We start from the raw sequence: 22916 nt of genomic DNA on the forward strand, positions 1-22916 counted from the left end.
TGCCAGTCCCCGGCGGGAACCGTACTCCGTACAGCTCTCGGGCCACAGGACCGAGGCTCCTAGAGTGACCGCCGTGGAGATCTGGCCGGGACGACCGGCGCCGCTCGGCGCCACCTACGACGGAGCGGGTACCAACTTCTCCGTCTTCTCCGAGGGCGCCGACGGCATCGAGCTCTGCCTGTTCGACGACGACGGCCACGAGGCGCGCCACGAGCTCACCGACGTCACCGCGTTCCACCACCACGGCTACGTCCGGGGCGTCCACCCCGGCCAGCGCTACGGGTTCCGCGCCCACGGGCCGTGGGACCCGGGCCGCGGCCTCCGCTTCAACCCGGGCAAGCTGCTGCTCGACCCCTACGCCACCGCGGTGGACGGAGAGGTCCGGTGGGACGACGCGGTCTTCGGCCACCGCTTGGGGATCGCCGACGACGTCATCGACGTGCGCGACTCCGCCCCCTTCGTGCCGAGGTCGGTCGTCACCTCACCGTGGTTCGACTGGGGCGACGATCGGCCCCCCTCGATCCCGATGGACGAGACGGTGGTCTACGAGCTGCACGTCAAGGGCTTCACCCAGCAGCACCCGGGCATCGACCCCGAGCTGCGGGGCACCTACCTCGGTCTCGCCGAGCCGGCGGCCGTCGAGCACCTGGTGAAGCTCGGGGTCACCACGGTCGAGCTGATGCCGGTCCACCAGTTCATCCACGACCACCAGCTCTTCGCCCGTGGCCTCCGCAACTACTGGGGCTACAACTCGATCGGGTTCCTGGCCCCGCACAACGGCTACGCCGCCCACGGCCAGCGCGGCCAACAGGTCCTCGAGTTCAAGCAGATGGTGAAGGCCCTCCACGCCGCCGGCATCGAGGTCATCCTCGACGTCGTCTACAACCACACCGCGGAGGGCAACCGCCTCGGTCCCACCCTCTCGATGCGGGGACTCGACAACGCCGCCTACTACCGGCTCGATCCCCACGACCGAGCCCGGTACGTCGACTACACCGGCACCGGCAACACGATGAACATGCGCCACCCGCACGTGCTGCAGCTCATCATGGACAGCCTCCGGTACTGGGTCACCGAGATGCACGTCGACGGCTTCCGCTTCGACCTCGCGGCCACCCTCGCCCGCGAGCTGCACGACGTCGACCGGCTCTCGTCGTTCTTCGACCTCATCCAGCAGGACCCGATCGTCAGCCGGGTGAAGCTCATCGCCGAACCCTGGGACCTCGGGGAGGGCGGCTACCAGGTCGGCAACTTCCCGCCGCTGTGGTCGGAGTGGAACGGCCGCTACCGCGACACCGTCCGGGACTACTGGCGCGGCCACGAGGCCACCCTCGCCGAGTTCGCGTCGCGCTTCACCGGCAGCGCCGACCTGTACGAGACGAGCGGTCGCCGGCCCCACGCCTCGATCAACTTCGTCACCGCGCACGACGGCTTCACCCTCACCGACCTCGTGTCCTACGACGTCAAGCACAACAAGGACAACGGCGAGGAGAACCGCGACGGCGAGGACCACAACCGCTCGTGGAACTGCGGGGTCGAAGGCCCGACCGACGACCCGAAGGTCCTCGAGCTGCGCGCCCGCCAGCGCCGCAACTTCCTCGTCACGCTGTTCATCTCCCAGGGCGTGCCGATGCTGCTGGCCGGCGACGAGATGGGCCGCACCCAGCGCGGCAACAACAACGCCTACTGCCAGGACAACGAGATCTCCTGGGTCGACTGGGACAACAAGGACGACGAGCTCCTCGCCTACACCCGCGCCCTCATCGCGCTGCGCCAGAAGCACCCCGTGTTCCGGCGGGGCGGCCACTTCGCCGGCACCGCCGTCCCCGGCTCCGACGCGCCCGACGTCGCCTGGTTCACCCCCGCCGGCGAGCCGATGACCGACCACGACTGGCAGCAGGGCTACGCCCGCTCGCTCACCGTCTTCCTCAACGGCGACGGGATCACCGACCGGGGCCCCCGGGGCGAGCGCATCGTCGACGACTCGTTCTTCGTGCTCTTCAACGCCCACCGGGAGGCATCGCGCTTCACGCTGCCGGTCGGGCCGTGGGCGTCGCGCTGGGAGGTGCTGTTCGACACGACCGACGCGCCCCCGCCCGACGAGCACGACTACTCCGGCCTGACCTTCACCCCGGGCTCCCACATCCACCTCGGGGGCCGCTCGATGGCCGTGCTGCGCGAGAGCCCCGGGCCGTGAAGCTCCCCCTCACACCGCTCGACCTCCTCACCCGCGCCCGCCGGCTCTTCCCCGATCGCGTCGGGGTGATCGACGGCGACGTCCGCCGCACGTACCGCGAGTTCGCCGAGCGATGCGACCGCCTGGCGTTCGCCCTGCGCGACGAGCTCGGCGTCCGGCCCGGCGACCGGGTGGCCTGGCTCTGCGGCAACACCTCCGAGCTGCTCGAGGCGTACTTCGGCGTGCTGCTCGCGGGCGGTGTGCTCCTGCCGCTCAACATCCGCCTGGCCGCCGCCGAGTCCCGCTTCGTGCTCGACGACGCCTCGGCCGTCGTCCTGTTCCGCCACCCCGACCAGCCCGACGTCGGCCACGCCGTCCGCCAGGTCGTCCTCGGCGACGAGTACGAGGCGCTGCTCGCCCGCCAGCCCGCCGAGTCGTTCCCGGTGCCGGTCGTCGACGAGGACGACGTGGCCGAGCTCTTCTACACGAGCGGCTCGACCGGCCGACCGAAGGGCGTCCTGCTCACGCACCGCTCGCTCTACCTGCACGCCATCCACTCGGCGCTCACGTCGAACATCTCCGGCGAGGACGTGATCGTCCACACGATCCCGCTGTTCCACGTGAACGGCTGGGGCACACCGCACTTCCTCACCGGCCTCGGCGGCGTGCACGTCATGCTCCCCCGCTTCGACGCCGGCGAGGTCCTGCGCCTCATCGAGGCCGAGGGGGTGACCCGTCTGTTCGGGGTCCCCGCGATGATGCGGATGATCCTCGACCACCCCGACGTCGCCACCCGCGACCTGTCGACGCTGCGCCAGGTCTCCGTCGGCGGCGCGCCGACACCGCCGACCCTCCTCGCCGAGATCGAGGAGCGGCTCGGGTGCGAGTGCATCTGCGGGTACGGCATGACCGAGGCGAGCCCGTCGCTGACCCGCTCGCTCACCAAGCCCGGCGCCACACCGTCGGTCGAGCGGCGGGCCACGACCGGTCTGCCGTTGCTCGGCGTGGACGTCCGCGTCCTCGACGACGACGACCGCGAGGTGCCGTGGGACGACACCACCACGGGCGAGGTCTGTGCCCGGTCGAACCACGTCATGTCGGGGTACCTCGACCGCCCCGAGGAGACCGCCGCCGCGCTGCGGGGCGGATGGCTGCGCACCGGTGACGTCGCCGTCGTCACGCCCGACGGCTACCTGCGCATCGTCGACCGCAAGAAGGACCTCGTCATCTCGGGCGGGGAGAACGTGTCGACGGTCGAGGTCGAGCACGTGCTGTCGTCCCACCCGGCGGTGCACGAGGTCGCGGTCGTCGGCCGCCCGGACGAGCGGTGGGGCGAGGTCCCGGTCGCCTGGGTGTCCCTTCGGCCCGACGCCGAGGCGACCCCGGAGGAGCTGATCGCCTTCACCCGCGAGCGGCTCGCCGGGTTCAAGGCGCCGAAGCGGGTGACGATCGTCGACGAGCTGCCCCACGGCGGCACCGGCAAGATCCTCAAGCACGAGCTGCGGTCCCGTGGCTGACGCCCCGCCGCCCCCGCCGGGCGGTCGCCCCCCGTTGGTCGAGCGCATGCAGGGGTTCGGCGAGACGATCTTCGCCGAGATGTCGGCGCTCGCCGTCCGCACCGGCGCGGTGAACCTGGGCCAGGGCTTCCCCGACACCGACGGACCGTCCCTGATCGCCGAGGCGGCCGTCGACGCCATCCGCGCCGGCCACAACCAGTACCCACCCGGCGTCGGCATCCCCTCGCTCCGCGCCGCGATCGCCGACCACCAGCGCCGCTTCTACGGGATCGAGCTCGACGCCGACACCGAGGTGCTCGTGACGGCCGGCGCCACCGAGGCGATCGCCGCGGCGCTGCTCGCCCTGTGCGACCGGGGCGACGAGGTCGTCACGTTCGAGCCGTACTACGACTCCTACGCGGCGTGCATCGCGCTCGCGGGCGCCGAGCGTCGCGTCGTCACCCTCCGACCGCCGTCGTACGGCTTCGACCCCCAGGATCTCGACGCCGCGATCACGCCCCGCACCCGGCTCATCCTCCTCAACACCCCCCACAACCCCACGGGCAAGGTGTTCTCCCGCGACGAGCTCGACCACGTCGCCCGCCTGGCCGTCGAGCACGACCTGCTCGTCGTGACCGACGAGGTCTACGAGCACCTGGTCTTCGACGGCGAGCACGTCCCCATCGCCACGCTCCCGGGCATGGCGGAGCGCACGCTGACGATCTCCTCCGCCGGCAAGACGTTCTCCTTCACGGGGTGGAAGATCGGCTGGATCAGCGGACCCGCCGCACTCGTCGCCGCGGTGCGGACGGTGAAGCAGTTCCTCACCGACGTGAACGGCGCGCCCTTCCAGCCGGCGGTGGCCAGCGGGCTCGCCCTGGGCGACGGGTACTTCACCGACTTCACCGCCGACATGCGGGCCAAGCGCGACCTGCTCTGCGACGGCCTGGGCGCCGCCGGCTTCGAGGTGTTCGTGCCGCAGGGGACCTACTTCGCCACCGTCGACGTGCGCTCGGTGGGAGCCGACGACGGGCGGACCTTCTGCCTCGAGCTGCCCGAGCGCTGCGGGGTCGTCGCCGTCCCGAACGTCGTGTTCTACGACGACGTCGACGCCGGCCGCACGCTCGTGCGCTTCGCGTTCTGCAAGCGGACCGAGGTGCTGGAGGAGGCGATCCACCGGCTCGCCGCGCTCGGCACCTAGACGAGGGTCGGGCGCGACATCCGGCGCATGTGCCGCCAACCGCGCCCAACCACCCCGGTCGGGCGCGACATCCGGCGCATGTGGCGCCAACCGCGCCCAACCACTGCGGTGGGGGTGAGCAGCGCGTTTGGCCTGCGAGCGCCGTGGGTATCGATCGGCGGACGCTACGAGGAGCCCACCCACATGAGCACCGCTGAGAGCCGCAACCCCGCTGACGCCGACGTGCCGATGCAGGAGATCGCCGTCAACGCCTACCGCACCGAGTCCGCGATGGTCATCGTCGCCCCAATGCCCGGCGTGATGCCCGACGACGTCGACATCCGCGTCGATGGCACCTCGGTCAGCCTCCGTGCCGAGCTGCGCAGCGACGCCCCCAAGGACTACGTCATCCACGAGTGGGACTACGGCGCCTACCAGCGCACCGTCGACATCGGCGAGGGCTACGGCGCCCCCGTCACCGCCACGCTCGGCAAGGGCCAGCTCGTCGTGAGCCTGGCCGCCGGCGGCGACGCACCGTCCGGGCCCATCGAGGTCCACGCTCCTGGGCCCGGCTGACGCCTCGCCGGTCCCGCCTCTCGGACGTGGCGGGGTCAGGTCACCCCGCCGACCGGCCCCGCCACGTTCGTCATCCCCGTTCCCCCCAAGGCCCGCCCCGTGACCGCTCCAGAGTCGTCACGGGGCGGTGCCGCGCCCGGTGGCGGGACGCGTCAGGGCGACGTGCGGAGGTCGGAGCCGAGCGCCGCCTCGAGCTCGGCGCGGGCGCCGGCGGGCAGGTCGGTGGCCACGACCTTGCCCTCGTAGCGACCGAGCTCGCGCAGCGTCGTGTGCTTGTCCTTGATCGAACCGAGGAGGAGCAGGGCCGACGACCCGGGCTCGAGCCACTCGGCCATGTCCTTGATCCAGCCGTCGTCGAGACCGCGGTCGGTGAACTTGCCGTAGATGGCACCTGCGGCGGCGCCCCCGGCGAAGACCAACGGCGCCGCGGGACCGGCGAACAGCCCAGCGATGATGCCGATCCAGCCGCCGAGCAGCGCCCCCCGGCCGGTGGTGATCTCGACGGTCTGCTGGACACGCCCGCGCCCGTCCTGTCCCTTGGTGATCACGACGGCATCGGTGACCCCGACGACCCCTTCGCGCGCCAGGTTGGCCACGTTGACGAGCACCTCGTCGGCTCGTCCCGGCTTGTCGAACACGATGGCGACGAGGTACTCGCCGTCCTCGCGCTCGGGGTGCTGCTCGTCGTCGTCGGGGGAGACGGGGGGCGCGCTGCGCTCGTCGTCCAGCGGCGACCCGGAGACCTCGTCGCCCGGGAGCGGCCCGTCGTCGTCGATCGGCATGGGTGTGTTCTACCCGAACCGTCCGCCGACGGCACCGCGCGACGGCTCTACGCGGTGCCGTTCCCCGGCACCAGGAACAGCGCGCCGAGCGGGGGCAGGGTGAGCACGACCGAGTGGTACTCGCCGTGGCTCGGCACCGGGACGGACTCCGCCCCGCCGAGGTTGCCCACCCCGCTGCCGCCGTACATCTCGGCGTCGGTGTTGACGACCTCGCGCCAGTAGCCGGCGCGGGGCACGCCGAGGCGGTAGTTGTCGCGGACCACCGGCGTGAGGTTGAACACCGCGAGGACCGGGTCCTCGCCCTCCTCGCCGAGGCGCAGGAACGCCAGCACGTCGTTGTCGGTGTCGCTGGCCTCGACCCATCGGAAGCCGTCGGCGTCGCAGTCCTTCTGGTGCAGCGACGGGAAGGACCGGTAGGCGCCGTTGAGGTCGCCGAGCAGGCGCGAGATGCCGGCGTGGCCGGGGTCGTCGAGCAGGCTCCAGTCGACCGATCCCTCGTGGCTCCACTCGGTGAGCTGGCCGACCTCGCCGCCCATGAACAGCAGCTTCTTGCCGGGCTGCGCCCACTGGTAGGCGTAGAGGAGACGGAGGTTGGCGAGCTGCCGCCAGCGGTCACCTGGCATCTTCGCGAGCAGCGAGCCCTTGCCGTGGACGACCTCGTCGTGCGAGAGGGGCAGCGTGTAGTTCTCGGTGGCGTAGTAGACGCCGCGGAACGTGAGCTCGTGGTAGTGGTGGTGCCGGTGGATCGGGTCCCGCTGGAAGTGCTGGAGCGTGTCGTGCATCCAGCCCATGTCCCACTTGAACCCGAACCCGAGACCGCCGACGTAGGTGGGTCGTGACACCATCGGCCACGCGGTCGACTCCTCGGCGAAGGTCGTGACGTCGGGGAACTCGCCGAAGATGGCGGTGTTCATCTCCCGGAGGAAGCCGATCGCCTCCAGGTTCTCCCGGCCGCCGTACTCGTTCGGGATCCACTCCCCCTCCTTGCGGGAGTAGTCGCGGTAGAGCATCGACGCGACGGCGTCGACCCGGATCCCGTCGATGTGGTAGCGGTCGAGCCACGAGATCGCCGAGGAGATGAGGAACGCCCGCACCTCGTGGCGTCCGTAGTTGAAGATCAGGCTGTCCCAGTCCGGGTGGTGGCCGAGCCGGCGGTCCTCGTGCTCGTAGAGGTGGGTGCCGTCGAACTGGCCGAGGCCGTGCGCGTCGGCCGGGAAGTGCGACGGGACCCAGTCGACGATGACGCCGAGGCCCCGCTGGTGGAGGTGGTCGACCATCGCCATCAGGTCCTGCGGCGTGCCGTAGCGGCTCGTCGGCGCGAAGTAGCCGGTGCCCTGGTAGCCCCACGACCCGTAGAACGGGTGCTCCATGACCGGCAGCAGCTCGACGTGGGTGAACCCGTGGGCCTCGAGGTGGTCGGCGAGCGGCCGGGCGAGCTCGCGGTACGTGGGGAAGCGGCCGTTCTCGGCGTGGGCCCGCCCCCAGGAGCCGATGTGCATCTCGTAGATGGAGATGGGGGCGTCGAGGGCCGCCCGCTCGCCCCGGGTGGACATCCAGCGCGCGTCGGACCACTCGTGGTCGAGGTCCCAGACGACCGAGGCCGTGTTCGGCGGCACCTCTGCGAAGGTGGCCATCGGGTCGGCCTTCTCGAGCACGCGACCCGACGGCGCCACGATCCGGTACTTGTAGAGCGACCCGTGGCCCACCCCGTCGATCCAGCCCTCCCAGATCCCGGAGCCGCCGCGCGGCTGCAACGGGTCGGCATCAGGGCTCCACCCGTTGAAGTCGCCGATGACCGACACCTCACGGGCGCTCGGCGCCCAGACGCCGAACCAGGTGCCGGGCCGACCGTCGCGCTCGACGATGTGGGCGCCGAGGTGGCGGTGGAGGTAGCGGTGGGTGCCCTCGTTGAAGAGGTGGAGGTCCTGCTCTCCGAGCATCGTGGGCGTGGCGTCGGTGGTCACGTCGGGTCCTCCTGTGGTGCGGTGCGTCGTGCGGCGTCCAGCCCGGTGAGGGCGTCGCGCGCGAGCTCGCCGCCGAGACCGTCCTCGAGGGTGTGGGCGAACTTGCGGCGCCAGTTGGGGCGCTCGCGGTGGGTGCCGGGGACGTTCTGGGGCTGCTCCTCGAGCCAGAGGTCCTCGACCGAGGTGAGGACGACGGCGGCGGGCGTGCCGCCGAGCCACTCGAGCGCGGCGGCGAGCGTCGGACCGGGGTCGGCCGGCACGTCGCGGTCCAGGTGGCGGCCGAGCGCGCCGGCGAGGGCCTCCCGCTCGGCCGTCCGGTCGGACCGCTGGCGCTCGGCCTCGTCGGCCTCGACCAGACCGAGGTCGACCGTGCCGTCGATGTCGTGGCCCTCCCACCAGCCGGCGAAGGTGGGCATGTCGTGGGTGTTGAGGCTGGCGACGGTGTGCGGCCCGGGGGACCGCAGCCAGCCGTGGTCGCGGGCGTGGCCGGTCTCGAACTGCAGCTCGTACATGCCGAGCATCGACCAGCGCTCCATCGTCTCGTTGATCTCGTCGGTGACCGTGCCGAGGTTCTCGCCCACGACGACGGCCTCCGCCCGCGAGGCTTCGATGGCGACCACCGCCATCAGCTCCTGGGTCGGGTACCGGACGTAGACGCCCTGGGTGGCGTCGAACCCGTCGGGGATCCACCAGAGGCGCTCGAGCGACATCAGGTGGTCGATCCGCAGGAGACCCGTGTGCCGGAGGTGGTGGCGGAGGGCCAGCATCAGCTCGCGGTGGCCGCGGGCCCGGGACTCGATCGGGTGCGGGGGCGGGAAGCCCCAGTTCTGACCGCCGCTGAAGAGGGCGTCGGGCGGTGCGCCGGTGGCGGCCCGGGCGAAGTTGCCCGGGTCCGACCACACGTCGAACCCTGCGGGGTTGGCCCCGAGCGGCAGGTCGAGCGCGAGGAGCTGGTCGCGGTGGCGGAAGGACGCGGCGAGCTCGGCCATCTGGGTCTCGACCGCGTACTGGACGTAGCGGTGCCGGGCCACGGCGTGCGGGTCGAGGTCGGCCGGCGGCGGCTCGGTGACCGGCGTGACGCCAGCCGGTCCCCTGGCCTCGACCATCGCCCGGAAGCGGGCGTAGCGACCGAGCTCGGGCCGGTCGTGGGCGAACCGGGCGAGGGCGGACGCGGTGGGGCCCTCCGGGGTCTCGGCGAGGTCGGCCACCACCGCGTCGAGCACCTGGCGGACGAGCTGCGCCGCAGCGGCGTGGTCGACGAGCGGGCGCGCAGCCAGGTCGGCGGCGGCCTCGGCCAGCCGAGCGGTCCCGAGCAGCTCACGGGCTCGCGGGCTCTCGTCGATGCCGGGGAGCCGGCGCGGGTCGAGGTGCAGCTCGCTCCAGAAACGGCGGCTGACCGGCGAGTACGGGCTCGGTTCGAACGGGTCGTCGAGGAAGGTGGCGAGCAGCGGCAGGGTGGAGACGATGCGGCCACCGAGGGGGTGGACCCGGCGACCGAGGTCGTCGAGGTCCCCGAGGTGGCCGACACCGAGGTGGTCGACGCCGGGCCGGCCGGTGGGCACGACGGCGTATGTCGGCGCGAACACGCCCCAGTCGCGGCCCGGCAGCTGGGGCAGCGCGGGCGGCGGTGCGAGGACGAGCGCCTCCGACTCGGTCCCTGCGACCTCCACCGTCACCCGGTGGTAGCCGACCGGCAGCGCGAGCCCGGCGTCGACCCAGCGGACGGTGTGGCCGACCCCGTCGACGACGGCACCGCCGTAGGGCGGCGTGGCGGCGGCGTCGAGGTGCGCCTCGAGCGTCTCACCACCCTCGGTGACGACGAGGACGTCGACCCTCGTGTCGGCGTCGGCGGGCAGGCGCAGGACGAACGAGAGGGTGCGGCCGTGGGGCACGACCATGACCGGCTCGACCGGCTGGTCGTAGAGGCCGCGGGTGTGGGCGGCGACGGCCGCCTCGGCGTCGGACGGCGAGGCCACCGGCGCGCCCAGCTCGCGCAGCACGACGAGCAGGGCCTCGGCGTCGGCGTCGAACCACCGGCCCGAGACGTCCCAATAGCCGGTCTGGACGCCCCACCGCTCGGCGAGCTGCGCCAGTCCCGGATCGATCACGAGTCGCCTTCGTCGATGCCGGCCAGCAGGGAGGCGAGGGGGACCTGCACCCAGTCCGGGCGGTACTGCAGCTCGTAGCGCAGCTCGTAGAGCGCCTTCTCCATGCCGTACAGCTCGAGCAGGACGCGCCGGTCGTCCTCGTCCTCGGGCACGAGCCCGGCGTCGGCCACCGACCGCAGGTACCGCGAGAGGAACAGCGCCTCCATCCATCGACGCCACAGCCCGCCCCAGGTGCGCATCGTGCCCAGCTGGGCGGGGTCGTCGCCGACGACGCCGCGCGCCACCTGCTCCGCGAGCGAGACGCTGGTGGCGTAGTGGAACGACCGGAGGATGCCGGCGGTGTCGACGAGCGGCGACCGCTTGATGCGACGCTCACCGATCGGTCGGGACGGCTCCCCCTCGAAGTCGATGATGACCATGTCGCGGCCGGTCCAGAGCACCTGCCCGAGGTGGAGGTCGCCGTGGATGCGGATGCGTCGGGCGTCGATGCGGTGGCCGCGCACCCGTCCGAAGCTCTCGAGGAGGTCCGACTCCCGCGAGAGCAGGTCCTCTAGGTGGCCGCGCAGCGCGTCGTCGAACCCTGCCGTGCGGTCCTTCAACCGGCGCCTGACGAGCGACATGGTCGAGCGGGTCTGCCCGCGGAAGCTCTGGTAGAGCGACCGCTGGTACAGCGTCGAGAAGACCTCCGGCGCGAAGGCCTCACCCGGTGCGCCGGCGAGCGTCGTGTGGAGCTCGGCCAGGCGCCCCGCCAGCAGGTCGACGGGCTGGAGCATCGGTCCGACGAGCTCGGCCACCGGATCGGGGACCTCGATGGGAGCGTCGAGCGGCCCGTCGGGCGGGAACGGGAGCTGGGTGGGGTCGTCCTCGGTGGTGACCACGTGCTCGAAGAACCGGCTGAGGAGGTCGAGCGTGTGGGACCACGCATCGCCCTCGTTCGGCACGTAGGCCTGCGCCACGGCGACGGTCGAGGAGCTGCCGCCCGACTGGTAGCGCAGGGCACCGAAGTGGCGCGCCGACGCGTCGAACCCCTCCGCGGTGAGGGCGGCGCCGACCTCGACCTCGGGGTTCTCACCGGCGTCGACCTTGCGGATCAGCTTCATCACGACCTGGTCGCCGAAGATGACCGACGTGTTGCTCTGCTCGGCGCCGATCAGCCGCACCTCGAGGCCTTCCTTGCCGAGCATGCGTCGCAGCTCGGGGCGGCCGTCGCCGGTGAGCGCGGCGCCGCCGTCGAGGGCGTGCTCGCGACTGCGTCCGATGGTCTCGAGCAGCGTGGTGCAGAAGTCGGCGTCGACCACCGCGTCGATGAGCAGCCCGGCGTCGCCGCCGCTGGCGCGCTCGAGCCGGGCCACGACGGCGTCGGGACGGTAGGTCGACAGCTCGTCGGCCCGGTCGCCCTGCGCCGCGGTCAGCGTGAGGAGGTACTGCTCGGAGTCCGCGCCGACGTAGTCGACCTCGGTACGCACGAGGTAGGCGACGGGCTTGCGACGGCCGACGGCCACCGGCAGCACCTCGCGCACCTTGACGCCCCGCAGGGTGCGGTCCTTGCCCGCGAACCACCGTCGCTGGGTGATGAAGTCCGGGATCGCCTTGGTGAGGTCGTTGCGGCGCGACCGGCCGAACAGCTCGTGCCAGTCGCGGTCGATCCGCAGGGTGCGCAGCGGCTGCTCGTCGTCGGGCGTGCTGTCGACCGTCCGTGACGGCTCGAGCGAGAACCAGAAGAACTGGAACGGCGCCAGCGTGAGGTAGTACGGCAGCTCGCCGATCGGCGCGAAGCGGGTGTGCCCGAACATCTCGACGGGGGTCAGCCCCTGGAGGTGCCGCAGGTCGAGCTCCACCGGCTGGGCGTGCCGGGACAGGTTGGCGACGACGAGGACGCGGTCGGTCTCCTCGCCCTCGGGCATCGAGCGGGTGAACGACAGGACCTTGGCGTTGTCGGAGTCGATGAACTCGAGGTCGCCCCGACCGAACACGGGGTGGCGCTTGCGCAGCGCGATCAGGCGGCGCATCCACCACAGCAGCGAGCTCGGGTTGCGCTGCTGGCTCTCGACGTTGACCTTCTCGTAGTGGTACTCGGGGTCGATGACCGGTGGCAGGAACAGCTGCTGGGGGTTGGCTCGCGAGAAGCCCGCGTTGCGATCGGCGGTCCACTGCATCGGCGTGCGCACCGAGTCGCGGTCGCCGAGGTAGAAGTTGTCCCCCATGCCGATCTCGTCGCCGTAGTAGACGACCGGCGTGCCGGGCAGCGAGAAGAGCAGGCCGTTCATCAGCTCGGTCTTGCGGCGGTCGTTCTCGAGCAGCGGGGCCAGGCGCCGGCGGATGCCGAGGTTGATGCGCGCCTGGGGGTCGTCGGCGTAGGCGCGGACCATGTAGTCGCGCTCCTCGTCGGTGACCATCTCGAGCGTGAGCTCGTCGTGGTTCCGCAGGAACGTGGCCCACTGGGCGCCCTCGGGCAGGTCGGGCGTCTGCTCGAGGATGTCGATGATCGGGAGGCGGTCCTCCATGCGCAGCGACATGAACAGGCGCGGCATGACCGGGAAGTGGAAGTTCATGTGGCACTCGTCGCCGTCGCCGAAGTAGGCGGCGGCGTCCTCGGGCCACTGGTTCGCCTCGGCGAGGAACATGCGGTTGTCCCACCGGCTGTCGACGTGGGCCCGCAGCTCCTTCAGGAACTCGTGGGTCTCGGGCAGGTTCTCGCAGTTCGTGCCCTCGCGCTCGAAGAGGTAGGGCACGGCGTCGAGGCGCACGCCGTCGACACCCATCTCGAACCAGCGGTCGAGCGTGGAGAACATCGCCGCCCGCACCTCGGGGTTCTCGAAGTTGAGGTCGGGCTGGTGGCTGTAGAACCGGTGCCAGTAGTAGGCGCCGGCGACCGGGTCCCACGTCCAGTTCGACGACTCGAAGTCCTGGAAGATGATGCGGGCGTCGGGGTACTCCTCGGCCGTGTCGCTCCACACGTAGAACTCGCGCCACTTCGATCCGGGCGGCGAGCTCCGGGCCTTCTGGAACCACTCGTGCTGGTCCGACGTGTGGTTCATCACCAGCTCGGTGATGACCCGCAGCCCACGGTCGTGGGCGGCGCGCAGGAAGGTGCGGAGGTCGCGGAGCGTGCCGTAGGACGGGTTGACGCCGGTGTAGTCGGCGATGTCGTAGCCGTCGTCCCGCAGCGGCGAGGGGTAGAACGGGAGCAGCCAGAGCGCGGTGACACCGAGGTCGGCGAGGTAGTCGAGCTTCGAGGTGAGGCCCTTGAAGTCGCCGATCCCGTCGCCGTTCGAGTCCATGAACGAGCGGACGTGCAGCTCGTAGATCACCGCGTCGCGGTACCAGTGGGGGTCGTCGGGAAGGCTCATCAGGCGAAGTGCTCGAAGTCGGACTCGGACCGGCTGGGGCGGCCGATCGCGAAGATGTGGGCGGGCAGGACCTCGGGGTCGAGCTCGACGTAGTTCGCGCTCCCCTCCCACGAGTAGCGGGCCGCCCCGAGGAGGTCGTGGACCTCGTAGCGGTGGTGGGGGTCGACGCCGAGCGTCTCGAGGTCGAGGTGGACGAAGCCGCTCTGGCGGTGGTGGGGATCGACGTTGACGACCACCAGCACCGGGACCCCGCCGGCGGGGTCGGTCTTCGAGTAGCAGAGCAGCTGCTCGTTGTCGGTCGGGTGGAACCGCAGGGTGCGGTTCTGGAGGAGCGCCGGGTGGCTGCGCCGGATGTCGTTGACCCGGGCGATGAGGTGGCGCAGCGAGTGCGGGGCGTCGAGGTCCCACACGCGGCGCTGGTACTTCTCCGAGTCGAGGTACTCCTCGCTGCCCGGCGCGACGGCGCGGTGCGCGACCAGCTCGAACGCCGGCCCGTAGATCCCGTAGTTGGCCGACAACGTGGCGGCGAGCACCAGGCGCTGGACGAACACCGGGCGCCCGCCGTGCTGGAGCTGCTCGGTGAGGATGTCCGGCGTGTTCGGCCACGCGTTCGGCCGGAAGGCGTCGACGAGCGGCGGGGTGGTCAGCTCGGTGAAGTACTCACGGAGCTCCCAGGCCGACTGGCGCCACGCGAAGTACGTGTAGGACTGGCTGAAGCCCGCCTTGGCCAGCTGGTGCATGACCTTCGGCCGGGTGAACGCCTCGGACAGGAAGATCGCCTCTGGGTGGTCGGCCTGGATCGATGCGATCAGCCACTCCCAGAAGCGGAACGGCTTGGTGTGGGGGTTGTCGACCCGGAAGATCGTCACCCCGTGGCCGATCCAGAACCGCACGACGTCGGCCAGCGCGTCCCAGAGCGCCTCCCAGTCCTCCGACTCGAAGTCGATCGGGTAGATGTCCTGGTACTTCTTGGGCGGGTTCTCGGCGTACTGGATCGTGCCGTCGGGCCGGTGGCGGAACCACTCCGGGTGCTCGGTGACCCAGGGGTGGTCGGGGGCGCACTGGAACGCGATGTCGAGCGCGACCTCCATCCCGAGCGACGACGCCCGGGCCACGAAGGCGTCGAGGTCGTCGAGCGTGCCGAGCTCGGGATGGACCGCCGTGTGGCCCCCCTCCTCCGCGCCGATGCCCCACGGGCTGCCGAGGTCGCCGGGCGCGGACGTCACCGAGTTGTTGGGGCCCTTGCGGAACTCACGGCCGATCGGGTGGATCGGCGGGAGGTAGACGACGTCGAAGCCCATCGAGGCCACGTACGGCAGCCGATCTGCGGCGTCGGCGAGCGTGCCGTGGCGGTCGGGGTCCGGCGACGCCGACCGGGGGAAGAACTCGTACCAGGCGCCGTGCCCCGCCCTCTCGCGCTCGACGACGACCTCGAGGGTGCGGCCGTAGCGGACGAGCGGCTCGCGGCTCGCCCAGCGGCGCATCGCCGCCTCCAGCCCGTCGGCGGTGATGCCGTCGGCGTCGCCCTCCTCGAGAACCGAGGCGACGTCGGCGAGCAGCGTGGCGTCCGGCCCCTTGGCCCGACCGGCCGCGGCTCGCACGAGCTCGGCCCCGATCTGCAGCTCGACGTCGACGTCCTGTCCCGCCTCCACCTTGCGGAGCGTGCCGTGGCGCCACGTGCCGAAGCGGTCGACCCACCCGACCACCGTGAACGCCCAGCGTCCGAGCCGGTCGGGGACCACCGTGGAGGACCAGCGGTCGTTGCCGAGCGGGACCATCGCGTGCTCGACGGTCGGCTCGTCCCCCGGCGGACGGACCCAGAGCGCGGCGGCGACCAGGTCGTGGCCGTCGGTGAAGACATCGGCCTCGACCTCGAGCGACTCACCCACGACCCGCTTGGCCGGGAACCGCCCGGCGTCGATCTCCGGCGCCACACCCTCGATCACGACTCGGGTCGGGTCGCGCGGCACGGCCGCGGGTCTCTCGGGGGGCGCCATGGCGGCGACGCTACCCAACCCTCGCCCGGGCCGAAACGGTCGATCCCGCCGTCCGGCCGGGGGCGGTTGGGTCGTCGGACCAACGGCCAACTAGAAATGCACCCATGTCTCGTCGCCGTCTCGCTCGACTCATCACCCCGGTCCTGGCCCTCGCCGTCGCCACCGCGGCCTGCTCGTCGGATCCCGGCGAGATCGTCGTCTCCGGCGTCGATCCCGTCACCGCCCCGAAGGACCTGGTGGAGACGCTCGAGGCCGAGGGCTTCACCGTCCTGGCCGCCCTCGTCGACGAGGCCGGCCTGAACGAGGCGCTGAGCGACGACGGCGAGACCACCTACACGATCTTCGCCCCGTCCGATGCGGCCTTCGGCGAGCTGGCGCCCGGCCTGGCCGAGCTGCTCTCTGGCGAGGACGACGTCGTGGCCGAGCCACCGCGCTCGACGGAACAGGGCGAGGTGAACACCGGCCAGGAGACCGGCGTGGAGGGCGAGGCCGCGGACGCCGAGGTCGATCCCGAGGCCACCGCCGACGACGGTGCGGCCGACGGCGACGCCGCCACCGGCGGCGACGACGAAGCCGACACCGCCGCCGAGGAGGGCCAGCTCCCGCCGGGCGACGACGAGCAGCTGGCGGGCGAGGATCCCCTGCCGAGCGACGACGACGCCGAGGACCAGGAGGGCACCGACGCGGAGGCCGAGACGGCGGTGCCGCCGGCCCCGACCCAGGTCGGCCCGCGCCCGTCGCGCGCCGAGATCCAGCAGCTCCTGGCCGACATCCTCAGCTACCACGTGGTCGAGGGGACCTACCTCGCCGCGGATCTCGAGGGCCAGGGGTCGCTGACGAGCCTCGAGGGCAGCGATCTGGAGCTCGGCTCCCGCGAGGAGGAGCCCGCCAACGAGGGTGACGAGCCCACCACCGTGCCCACCGTCGACGGCGCGGACATCTCCGCCACCGACCTGCGCGCCACCAACGGCGTCGTCCACACGATCGACTCCCTCCTCATCCCCGAGGATCGCCAGGAGGCGCTCGACGCCCTCGTCGCCTCGATCCCGGTCACGACCGACGTCGTGTCGACGCTGCAGTCGACCGGCGACCACGGCGAGCTCATCGCCGCCGTCCAGCAGGCCGGACTCGCGCAGGACCTCGTCGACGCCGGCGCGCTGACCCTGTTCGCGCCGACCGACGCCGCGTTCCAGGCGCTCTCCCCCGAGCAGCGCGCCGCTCTGTCGGACCCCGAGGTGCTGGCGTCGGTGCTCGGCTTCCACGGCGTGCCCCAGACGATCACGACGGCCGACGTCGCCAACCGGGAGCAGGTCAGCACCCTCGAGGGCCAGGACATCCTCATCGTGAAGGACGGCGACACCTACACCGTCGAGGACGTGACGATCGACGAGTCGATCGTCACCACCAACGGCGTGGTGCACGTGATCGGCGAGATCCTCGTGCCCGACTCGGCGATGGGCCCCGGCGGGCTGTAGCCGCTCCACCCTTTCCGCCACGCGGCCGGGGCCCTCGTGCCCCGGCCGCAGCGCGTCAGGGGCCGCCGCCCGACGTCCCGCTGGCGCGATCACCCCCGCGGCCCGTCCCCGGGGGCGATGTCGCCAACCCGCTGGCGCGATCACCCCCGCGGCCCGTCCCCGGGGGCGATGTCGCCAACCCGCTGGCGCGATCACCCCCGCGGACCCGCCTCACGGGTGGAGTGGGTTCAGCCCTGGGCGGCTGCGGCCCGGCGGCGACGCTCGCGGTCGTCGACGTGGCCCTCGCTGCGGGCCCAGCGGATCATGAGGCCGAACATCGTGCCCCACACCACCGGCAGCCCGCCGACCTTCATGAGCGCCCCGGCCAGCGCCTGGTCCGAGCGAGCCTCGAGACCGAAGGTGCGGGGTGCGAGCTCGTAGGTCGAGTAGAGCGGGAAGTCGGCGAAGGTGAGGATGCCGCCCGGGATCATCGGGATCACCTGGGCCGCGAGGAACAGGTAGATCATCTTGTTGAAGTACGAGCGGGCCTGCAGCTCGGGCAGCGGCGAGAGGATCGGCATCCAGAGGAGCAACCCGCCGAGCAGCCAGGCGGCGTCGAGGGCGAACGAGCCGAGCTCGCTCGACCGGAAGGTGTCGACCGTGGCCGGCGCGTGGGTGGCGAGCAGGATCACGTTGTAGGCCACGCCGGCGATCAGCGGCTTCGTCAGGAGCCGCACGGCCCGGTAGGCCCGAAGGCGGCCGAGGACCCGGCGGCCCATCCACTCGGGGATGCCGAGGAGGATCAGCGGTGCGGCGCCGAGCGTGTAGAGCAGGAACTGCACCATGTGGGCGCTGGCGAGGTAGCCGGCGCCGAGCGTGCCGAGCGGCCAGTCGGTCGCCAGCCAGTAGACGGCGACGCCACCGACGAACGCGGCGACGCGCCGGCCGGCGTGGGGGTTGGCGCCCGTCCGGCGGCGCATCGACACGAGGTACGGGACGAGCAGCAGCAGCACCGACGCCCAGATGCCCGGGTAGGCCTTGGGCGACCAGGCCCACGGCTCGGTCAGCGTGACGCACCACCAGGTCATGTGCTTCCTCCGGACCTCAACCGCCGGCCAGGTGACGAAGATACGCCGTCACGTCGTCGATCTCCTCATCGGCGAGGGGGACGCGGGGCATCGACGGCGGGAACCCCTCTCGCACCTCGGCGGTGGGGTCGGTGACCGACCGCCGGAGGTACGCCTCGTCGACGACCGCAGTGCCCCCGCCCTCGAGGGGCACCTCCTCGCCCCAGGTGTCGGCCCACCCCGGGCCGATGCGGGTGGTGGTGCCGGCGTCGTGGCAGGCTATGCAGCCGACGTCGCGCGCGATCGCCTCGCCGCGGGCCACCGGGTCGTCCTCGTCGCCACCGCAGGCGCCGAGCACCAGCGCGAGCACCAGCGCGAGCGCCGCACGACCGGCCACGCCGACGCTCTCAGCCGAGGGCATCGGCGACCGTCCCGACGGGCACCTCGACCTCGAGGTCGCCGCTGCGCTCGAGGTCGAGCACGACGGTGAGCCTGTCGCCCACCTCGAGGGGGTCGACGCCGAGCAGCATGACGTGGAGCCCGCCGGGCTCGAACGTGACCGTCTCGCCCGGCCCGACCTCGACCTCGTCGACCGGCACCATCCGCGACAGCCCGTCGTCGCCGGCCCGGGTCTCGTGCAGCTCCACGCCGTCGGCGGCCTCGGTGGTGGCGCCGAGCAGGCGGTCCGACCCGTCGCCGTCGTTCACGAGGCGCAGGTAGAGCGCGCCGTTGGCCCCGGCCGGCGCCGGAAGGACGGCGCCCTCGACGCGCACGTCGGGGGACCCGCCGTCGTCGTCGCCGCACGCCGCCAGACCGGTCGCCGCGAGGACGGCCAGCAGGACGACGGCGGCAGTGCGCCGTGGGAGGAGCGTCACGTCAGGCGTCGGGCACCGCGCCGGGCTCACGCAGCCCGTCGAGGACGGGGATGTCGTGGGCGAACTGCGACTGGCGCGACCCGAAGGGGTACTGGGTGTAGTTCAGGCCGTTCGGGGCGTAGGCGATGACCTGACCGGCGTGGCCCATCGTGTACTGCTCGGGATCCTCCTCGTTGGGCTCCTTGATCGCCGGCGTCACGCCCGCGGCGACCTGGGCGGCTTCCAGCTCCTCGGACGTGCCGGTGAGGCCCACGAACGAGGTGGAGAAGTTGTCGAGGTAGTCCCGGATCACCTCGGGGGTGTCCCGCTCCGGGTCGACGGTGACGAACACCACCTCGACGTTCGGGGTCATCCCCGGCTGAGAGAGCACCTCGGACAGCTGGGCGAGGTGGACGGGGCAGATGTCGGGGCAGAACGTGTAGCCGAAGTACAGGAACGTGACCTTGCCCTCGGTCTCGGCCGCGAAGTCGTACGGATCGCCGTTCGTGTCGGTGAGCGTGAACTCCGGCTTGGGCGTGGCCTCGGGCATCTCCCGCCCCTCGAACGCCGAGGCGTCCGCCGCGGCCTGCTCGTCCCCGTCGCCGTCGGAGGAGCAGGCGCCGGCGAGCAGGGCGAGGGCCAGCGCGGCCACGAGGAGGCGAGCCGGGCGACGGGTCGAGCGCATGGACCCATGATGCCCGGCCCTCCCGTCGATCGACAGTCGGCCGGCCGAGCCACCGGTGGGCGGCTCAGTAGGGCAGGTCGAGGCCGATGTCGATCGGTGCGTCGGGCAGGTTCCCCTCGACGAGGTCGCCGAGGTGGTCGCGCAGGTTGACGGGCAGGGTGGTGACGTCGCTGGCTCGCAGCTCGTCGAGGCTCCACCACCTCCCGCCCTTGAACGCCAGCGCCTCCAGCGGCTCGAGGTGCGCGGGCCGGATCTCGTCGACGCGGCCGCACCAGGCGACGTGGACCCGCTCCTTCTGGTCGAACACGTAGCCGCCGAAGGTGAACCGGGCGTGCTGGACCCACACGCACGGGCCCATCTCGGCGTCGGCGATGCCGGTCTCCTCGTACAGCTCGCGTGCCGCGGCGACCTCGCTCGTCTCCCCGGGATCCTGGCCGCCGCCGGGGATCTCCCACCACTCGCCCTTCGCCGGGTGCCCGGGATCGGAGGCGTTGAGGAGGAGGACGCGCCGATCGGGGTCCAGCAGCACCACCCGGGCCGCACGGCGCCCCCTCCAGCCGTCGTGCTCGACGTCCCGCACGCTCACGCCGCGCTCCCCTCGATGGCCATGCCGGGCAGCGTAGGAGACGCCCGGTGGCGGAGCCGTGCGACGACGACGAGCAGCGACATGAGCGCCGCCGCGCCGGCGAACAGGGCGCCCGCTCCGACCCGCTCGTAGACGGGGGCGGCCGCCACCGCCGCCAGCGCCGCCATCAGGAAGCCGGCGGCCTCGAGGATGCCCTGCGCCGCTGCGGCGTCGGTCGGTGGCGCGGCGCGGCTCACGGCCAACTGCGCCCCCGGGGAGGTGGTGGCGTCGGCGACCGCGTGGACGAACACGACGACCATCAACCCCCAGAAGGCCTCGATCTGGCCGTAGGCGACCATGATCGGGACGGTGACGACCATCGAGATCGTCGCCGTGCGCATGCCGCCGAACCGGTCGGCCAGGCGTCCGCCGATCGGGGCGAAGAACGCCATCGGGATGCCGAAGGCGAGCAGGCTGAAGCCGATCGTCCGGGTGGACGTGCCGAGGTCGGTGAGCAGGCGGGCCCAGATCGCCTCGAACACGCCGATCGCCAGGTAGAACGCGGCGCCGAGCGCGACGGCGGCCTGCAGCCCCGGGAGAGCGAGGAGCTGGCGGACCGAGCTGGCGTCCTGCGGGCGCGACGACTCGATCACCTCGGCCCTGACGACGCCCGGCACGCAGACGAGGACGACGGCGGCGAGGAGCAGGAACGGCGCGCGCGGTCCGGCCACGTCGGCGGCGAGGCCGGCGAGCGGCGGGCCGAGGACGAACCCGCCGACGGAGAACGACGTGAGCCGACCGAGGAGCGAGCCGGCTTGGGCGCCGGCGACCCCGATGACGGCCCGGCGGGCGGCGGGGATGTACATGCCGTAGCCGATGCCGGTGAGCAGGCGTGCCACCACGAACACGGCGACGTGGGACCCGACGCCCATGAGGAGCGTGCCGACCGCGGCGGACACGAGACCGGCGATCAAGAGCCGGTGGGCGTGCCCCCGATCGGCGTAGGGCGCCAACCCCACCTGGGCGGCGAAGCCCGACGCGAAGGCCGCGCCGGCGACGAGCCCGAGCCCCAGGCTCGAGAACCCGAACCGGTCCTGGAAGTCGGCGAGCAGCGCGAACACCGCACCGTTGCTGAGGGCGAGCGCTCCGGTGACGACGTAGAGGGTGGCGGGCGGTCCGCTCGGGCGGGACCCGGTCAACCCGCCCCTGCCTCGGCGAGCTCGGCGACCGCGGCCACGACCGCGGTGACGTCGTCCGCCGTGACGTCGAGGTGGGTGACGAGGCGCATCGGCGAGGACACGCCGTCGCCGAGGACGCGGATGCCGCGGGCGGCGAGCTGGGCACCGACGTCGTCTCGGCCGAGGCGGGCGAAGGAGACGACGACGTGGTTGGTGGCGACGCCGACCACCTCGACCCCTCCGATCGATGCCAGGCCGTCGGCGAGCGCCCGGGCGTTGTCGTGGTCGACGGCGAGGCGGTCGACGTGGTCGGTCAGCGCCACGATGCCGGCCGCGGCGAGGACGCCGGCCTGGCGCATGCCGCCGCCGACGACCTTGCGCCACCGGTGGGCCCGCTCGACGAGGTCACGCGGCCCGCTCAGGACCGAGCCGACCGGCGCACCGAGGCCCTTCGACAGGCACAGCGAGACCGAGTCCGCCCCACGGGCGAGGTCCAGCGCGTCGACGCCCAGGGCCACCGCAGCGTTCATCAGCCGCGCGCCGTCGAGGTGCACGGCGAGGCCGTGACGATCGGCCCACGACCGGACCTGCGGGAGGTAGGAGACCGGGAGCGGCGTGCCGGCGATCGTGTTCTCGACGCAGACCAGGCGGGTGCGGGCGAAGTGCGGGTCCTGGGGCTTCACGTACCGGTCGAGGTCGTGGAGGTCGTAGGTGCCGTCGGCTCGCAGCTCGACGGGCTGGGGCTGGATGCCGCCGAGCACGGCCGCGCCGCCGCCCTCGTAGCGGTACGTGTGGGCCGACTGGCCGGCGATGTACTCGTCGCCCCGGTCGCAGTGGGACATGAGGGCGAGCAGGTTCGACTGGGTGCCGCTCGGGACGAACAGCGCGGCCTCCTGCCCGAGCCGCTCGGCGACCATCGCCTGGAGCCGGGCGACGGTGGGGTCGTCGCCGAACACGTCGTCGCCCACCTCGGCCTCGGCCATCGCCCGCCGCATCGACGGGGTGGGGGTGGTCACGGTGTCGCTGCGGAGGTCGATCGTGCGCACGTCAGCGCCCGATGCCCGGGCCGTCCTCGTTCTGCTGCCAGGGCGGCGGCACCGGGGCGTTCGGGTCCGGGATGACGATCTGCTCGCCGGCGCGGATCGAGGAGGCGTCGAGGATGCCGTTGGCCTCCATGATGGCGGCGACGGGGACGCCGCAGCGGGTGGCCACGTGGCTCAGGCTCTCGCCCTCGGCGACGACGTAGCGGACCGGGCAGATCTCGACCGTCGACGGCGTCTGCTCCTCCTCGATGGCCGGATCGTCGATGTCGTCCGGTGCCGGCTCGACCTCCACCGTCGTGGTGGTGGCCCGGGTGAACTCGGCGAGCTGGAAGTCGCCGCACCCCGCGGCGCCGAGGATCACGGCGACGGCGAGCGCCGGGCCGACCCACCGACGGCCGAGGAGCGAGGAGCGCGACATCCCCGACAGGCTACCTCCGCCTC

18 protein-coding genes are annotated in these 22916 nt (G+C 72.4%); 5 read left to right on the top strand and 13 right to left on the bottom strand.

The window, feature by feature from the left end:
* Window positions 1-64 precede the first annotated feature (64 nt).
* The 4 genes from glgX (at window position 65) to GH723_RS15205 (ending at window position 5428) form a co-directional block, all read left to right on the top strand.
* A complete protein-coding gene (glgX, locus tag GH723_RS15190) occupies window positions 65-2197 on the top strand; it encodes a glycogen debranching protein GlgX (protein ID WP_153760438.1) in 2133 nt (710 codons plus the stop codon).
* A complete protein-coding gene (locus tag GH723_RS15195; RefSeq protein ID WP_153760439.1) occupies window positions 2194-3693 on the top strand; it encodes a long-chain-fatty-acid--CoA ligase in 1500 nt (499 codons plus the stop codon). The genes glgX and GH723_RS15195 overlap by 4 nt, the downstream gene beginning before the upstream one ends.
* A complete protein-coding gene (locus GH723_RS15200) occupies window positions 3686-4873 on the top strand; it encodes a pyridoxal phosphate-dependent aminotransferase (protein WP_229022870.1) in 1188 nt (395 codons plus the stop codon). The genes GH723_RS15195 and GH723_RS15200 overlap by 8 nt, the downstream gene beginning before the upstream one ends.
* Window positions 4874-5056: 183 nt before the next feature.
* Window positions 5057-5428 (top strand): Hsp20/alpha crystallin family protein, encoded by a 372-nt coding sequence (locus GH723_RS15205; RefSeq protein ID WP_195210352.1) that lies wholly within the window; start codon window positions 5057-5059, stop codon window positions 5426-5428.
* Between the two features lie 152 nt (window positions 5429-5580).
* Here GH723_RS15205 and GH723_RS15210 read toward each other — a convergent pair whose 3' ends face one another.
* Genes GH723_RS15210 through GH723_RS15230 form a run of 5 tightly spaced genes read right to left on the bottom strand, consistent with a single transcriptional unit; the run spans window position 5581 to window position 15629 of the window.
* The gene (locus GH723_RS15210) at window positions 5581-6210 is read right to left on the bottom strand and encodes a DUF1269 domain-containing protein (RefSeq protein WP_153760441.1); all 630 of its coding nucleotides are present in this window, start codon (window positions 6208-6210) and stop codon (window positions 5581-5583) included.
* A gap of 47 nt (window positions 6211-6257) precedes the next feature.
* Window positions 6258-8174, bottom strand: coding sequence for a 1,4-alpha-glucan branching protein GlgB (gene glgB, locus GH723_RS15215; RefSeq protein ID WP_229022871.1), 1917 nt, complete (start codon window positions 8172-8174; stop codon window positions 6258-6260).
* On the bottom strand, window positions 8171-10282 hold the full coding sequence (locus GH723_RS15220) for a 4-alpha-glucanotransferase (RefSeq protein WP_153760442.1): 2112 nt from the start codon (window positions 10280-10282) through the stop codon (window positions 8171-8173). The genes glgB and GH723_RS15220 overlap by 4 nt, the downstream gene beginning before the upstream one ends.
* Window positions 10279-13632 carry a maltose alpha-D-glucosyltransferase gene (gene treS, locus GH723_RS15225; protein ID WP_153760443.1) on the bottom strand — a complete coding sequence of 1118 codons (3354 nt, stop codon included), beginning with the start codon at window positions 13630-13632 and terminating at the stop codon, window positions 10279-10281. The genes GH723_RS15220 and treS overlap by 4 nt, the downstream gene beginning before the upstream one ends.
* Window positions 13632-15629: an alpha-1,4-glucan--maltose-1-phosphate maltosyltransferase gene (locus GH723_RS15230; RefSeq protein ID WP_153760444.1), complete on the bottom strand. Its 1998-nt coding sequence runs from the start codon at window positions 15627-15629 to the stop codon at window positions 13632-13634. Before GH723_RS15230 ends, treS begins: the two co-directional genes overlap by 1 nt.
* Before the next feature lie 104 nt (window positions 15630-15733).
* Here GH723_RS15230 and GH723_RS15235 point away from each other — a divergent pair, with 104 nt between their 5' ends.
* Complete coding sequence (locus tag GH723_RS15235; RefSeq protein ID WP_153760445.1) at window positions 15734-17104, top strand: fasciclin domain-containing protein; 1371 nt, start codon at window positions 15734-15736, stop codon at window positions 17102-17104.
* A 227-nt stretch (window positions 17105-17331) separates the two neighbouring features.
* Here GH723_RS15235 and GH723_RS15240 read toward each other — a convergent pair whose 3' ends face one another.
* The 8 genes from GH723_RS15240 to GH723_RS15275 form a co-directional block, all read right to left on the bottom strand.
* Window positions 17332-18171, bottom strand: coding sequence for a cytochrome c oxidase assembly protein (locus tag GH723_RS15240; RefSeq protein ID WP_153760446.1), 840 nt, complete (start codon window positions 18169-18171; stop codon window positions 17332-17334).
* A gap of 16 nt (window positions 18172-18187) precedes the next feature.
* Entirely contained in the window at window positions 18188-18571 is a 384-nt protein-coding gene (locus GH723_RS15245) for a c-type cytochrome (protein WP_153760447.1), read from the bottom strand.
* Window positions 18558-19025, bottom strand: a complete 468-nt coding sequence (locus GH723_RS15250) for a copper chaperone PCu(A)C (RefSeq protein ID WP_195210353.1) — start codon at window positions 19023-19025, stop codon at window positions 18558-18560. Before GH723_RS15250 ends, GH723_RS15245 begins: the two co-directional genes overlap by 14 nt.
* Before the next feature lies 1 nt (window position 19026).
* Window positions 19027-19689: an SCO family protein gene (locus GH723_RS15255; RefSeq protein WP_153760449.1), complete on the bottom strand. Its 663-nt coding sequence runs from the start codon at window positions 19687-19689 to the stop codon at window positions 19027-19029.
* 64 nt (window positions 19690-19753) lie between these two features.
* A complete protein-coding gene (locus GH723_RS15260; RefSeq protein ID WP_229022872.1) occupies window positions 19754-20275 on the bottom strand; it encodes an NUDIX hydrolase in 522 nt (173 codons plus the stop codon).
* Complete coding sequence (locus GH723_RS15265; protein ID WP_153760450.1) at window positions 20272-21453, bottom strand: MFS transporter; 1182 nt, start codon at window positions 21451-21453, stop codon at window positions 20272-20274. The genes GH723_RS15260 and GH723_RS15265 overlap by 4 nt, the downstream gene beginning before the upstream one ends.
* Window positions 21450-22478: a low-specificity L-threonine aldolase gene (gene ltaE, locus GH723_RS15270; protein WP_153760451.1), complete on the bottom strand. Its 1029-nt coding sequence runs from the start codon at window positions 22476-22478 to the stop codon at window positions 21450-21452. The genes GH723_RS15265 and ltaE overlap by 4 nt, the downstream gene beginning before the upstream one ends.
* 1 nt (window position 22479) lies before the next feature.
* Window positions 22480-22893, bottom strand: a complete 414-nt coding sequence (locus tag GH723_RS15275) for a LysM peptidoglycan-binding domain-containing protein (RefSeq protein WP_153760452.1) — start codon at window positions 22891-22893, stop codon at window positions 22480-22482.
* Window positions 22894-22916 lie beyond the last annotated feature (23 nt).

The organism is Actinomarinicola tropica (genome assembly GCF_009650215.1).
Classification (GTDB): domain Bacteria; phylum Actinomycetota; class Acidimicrobiia; order Acidimicrobiales; family SKKL01; genus Actinomarinicola; species Actinomarinicola tropica.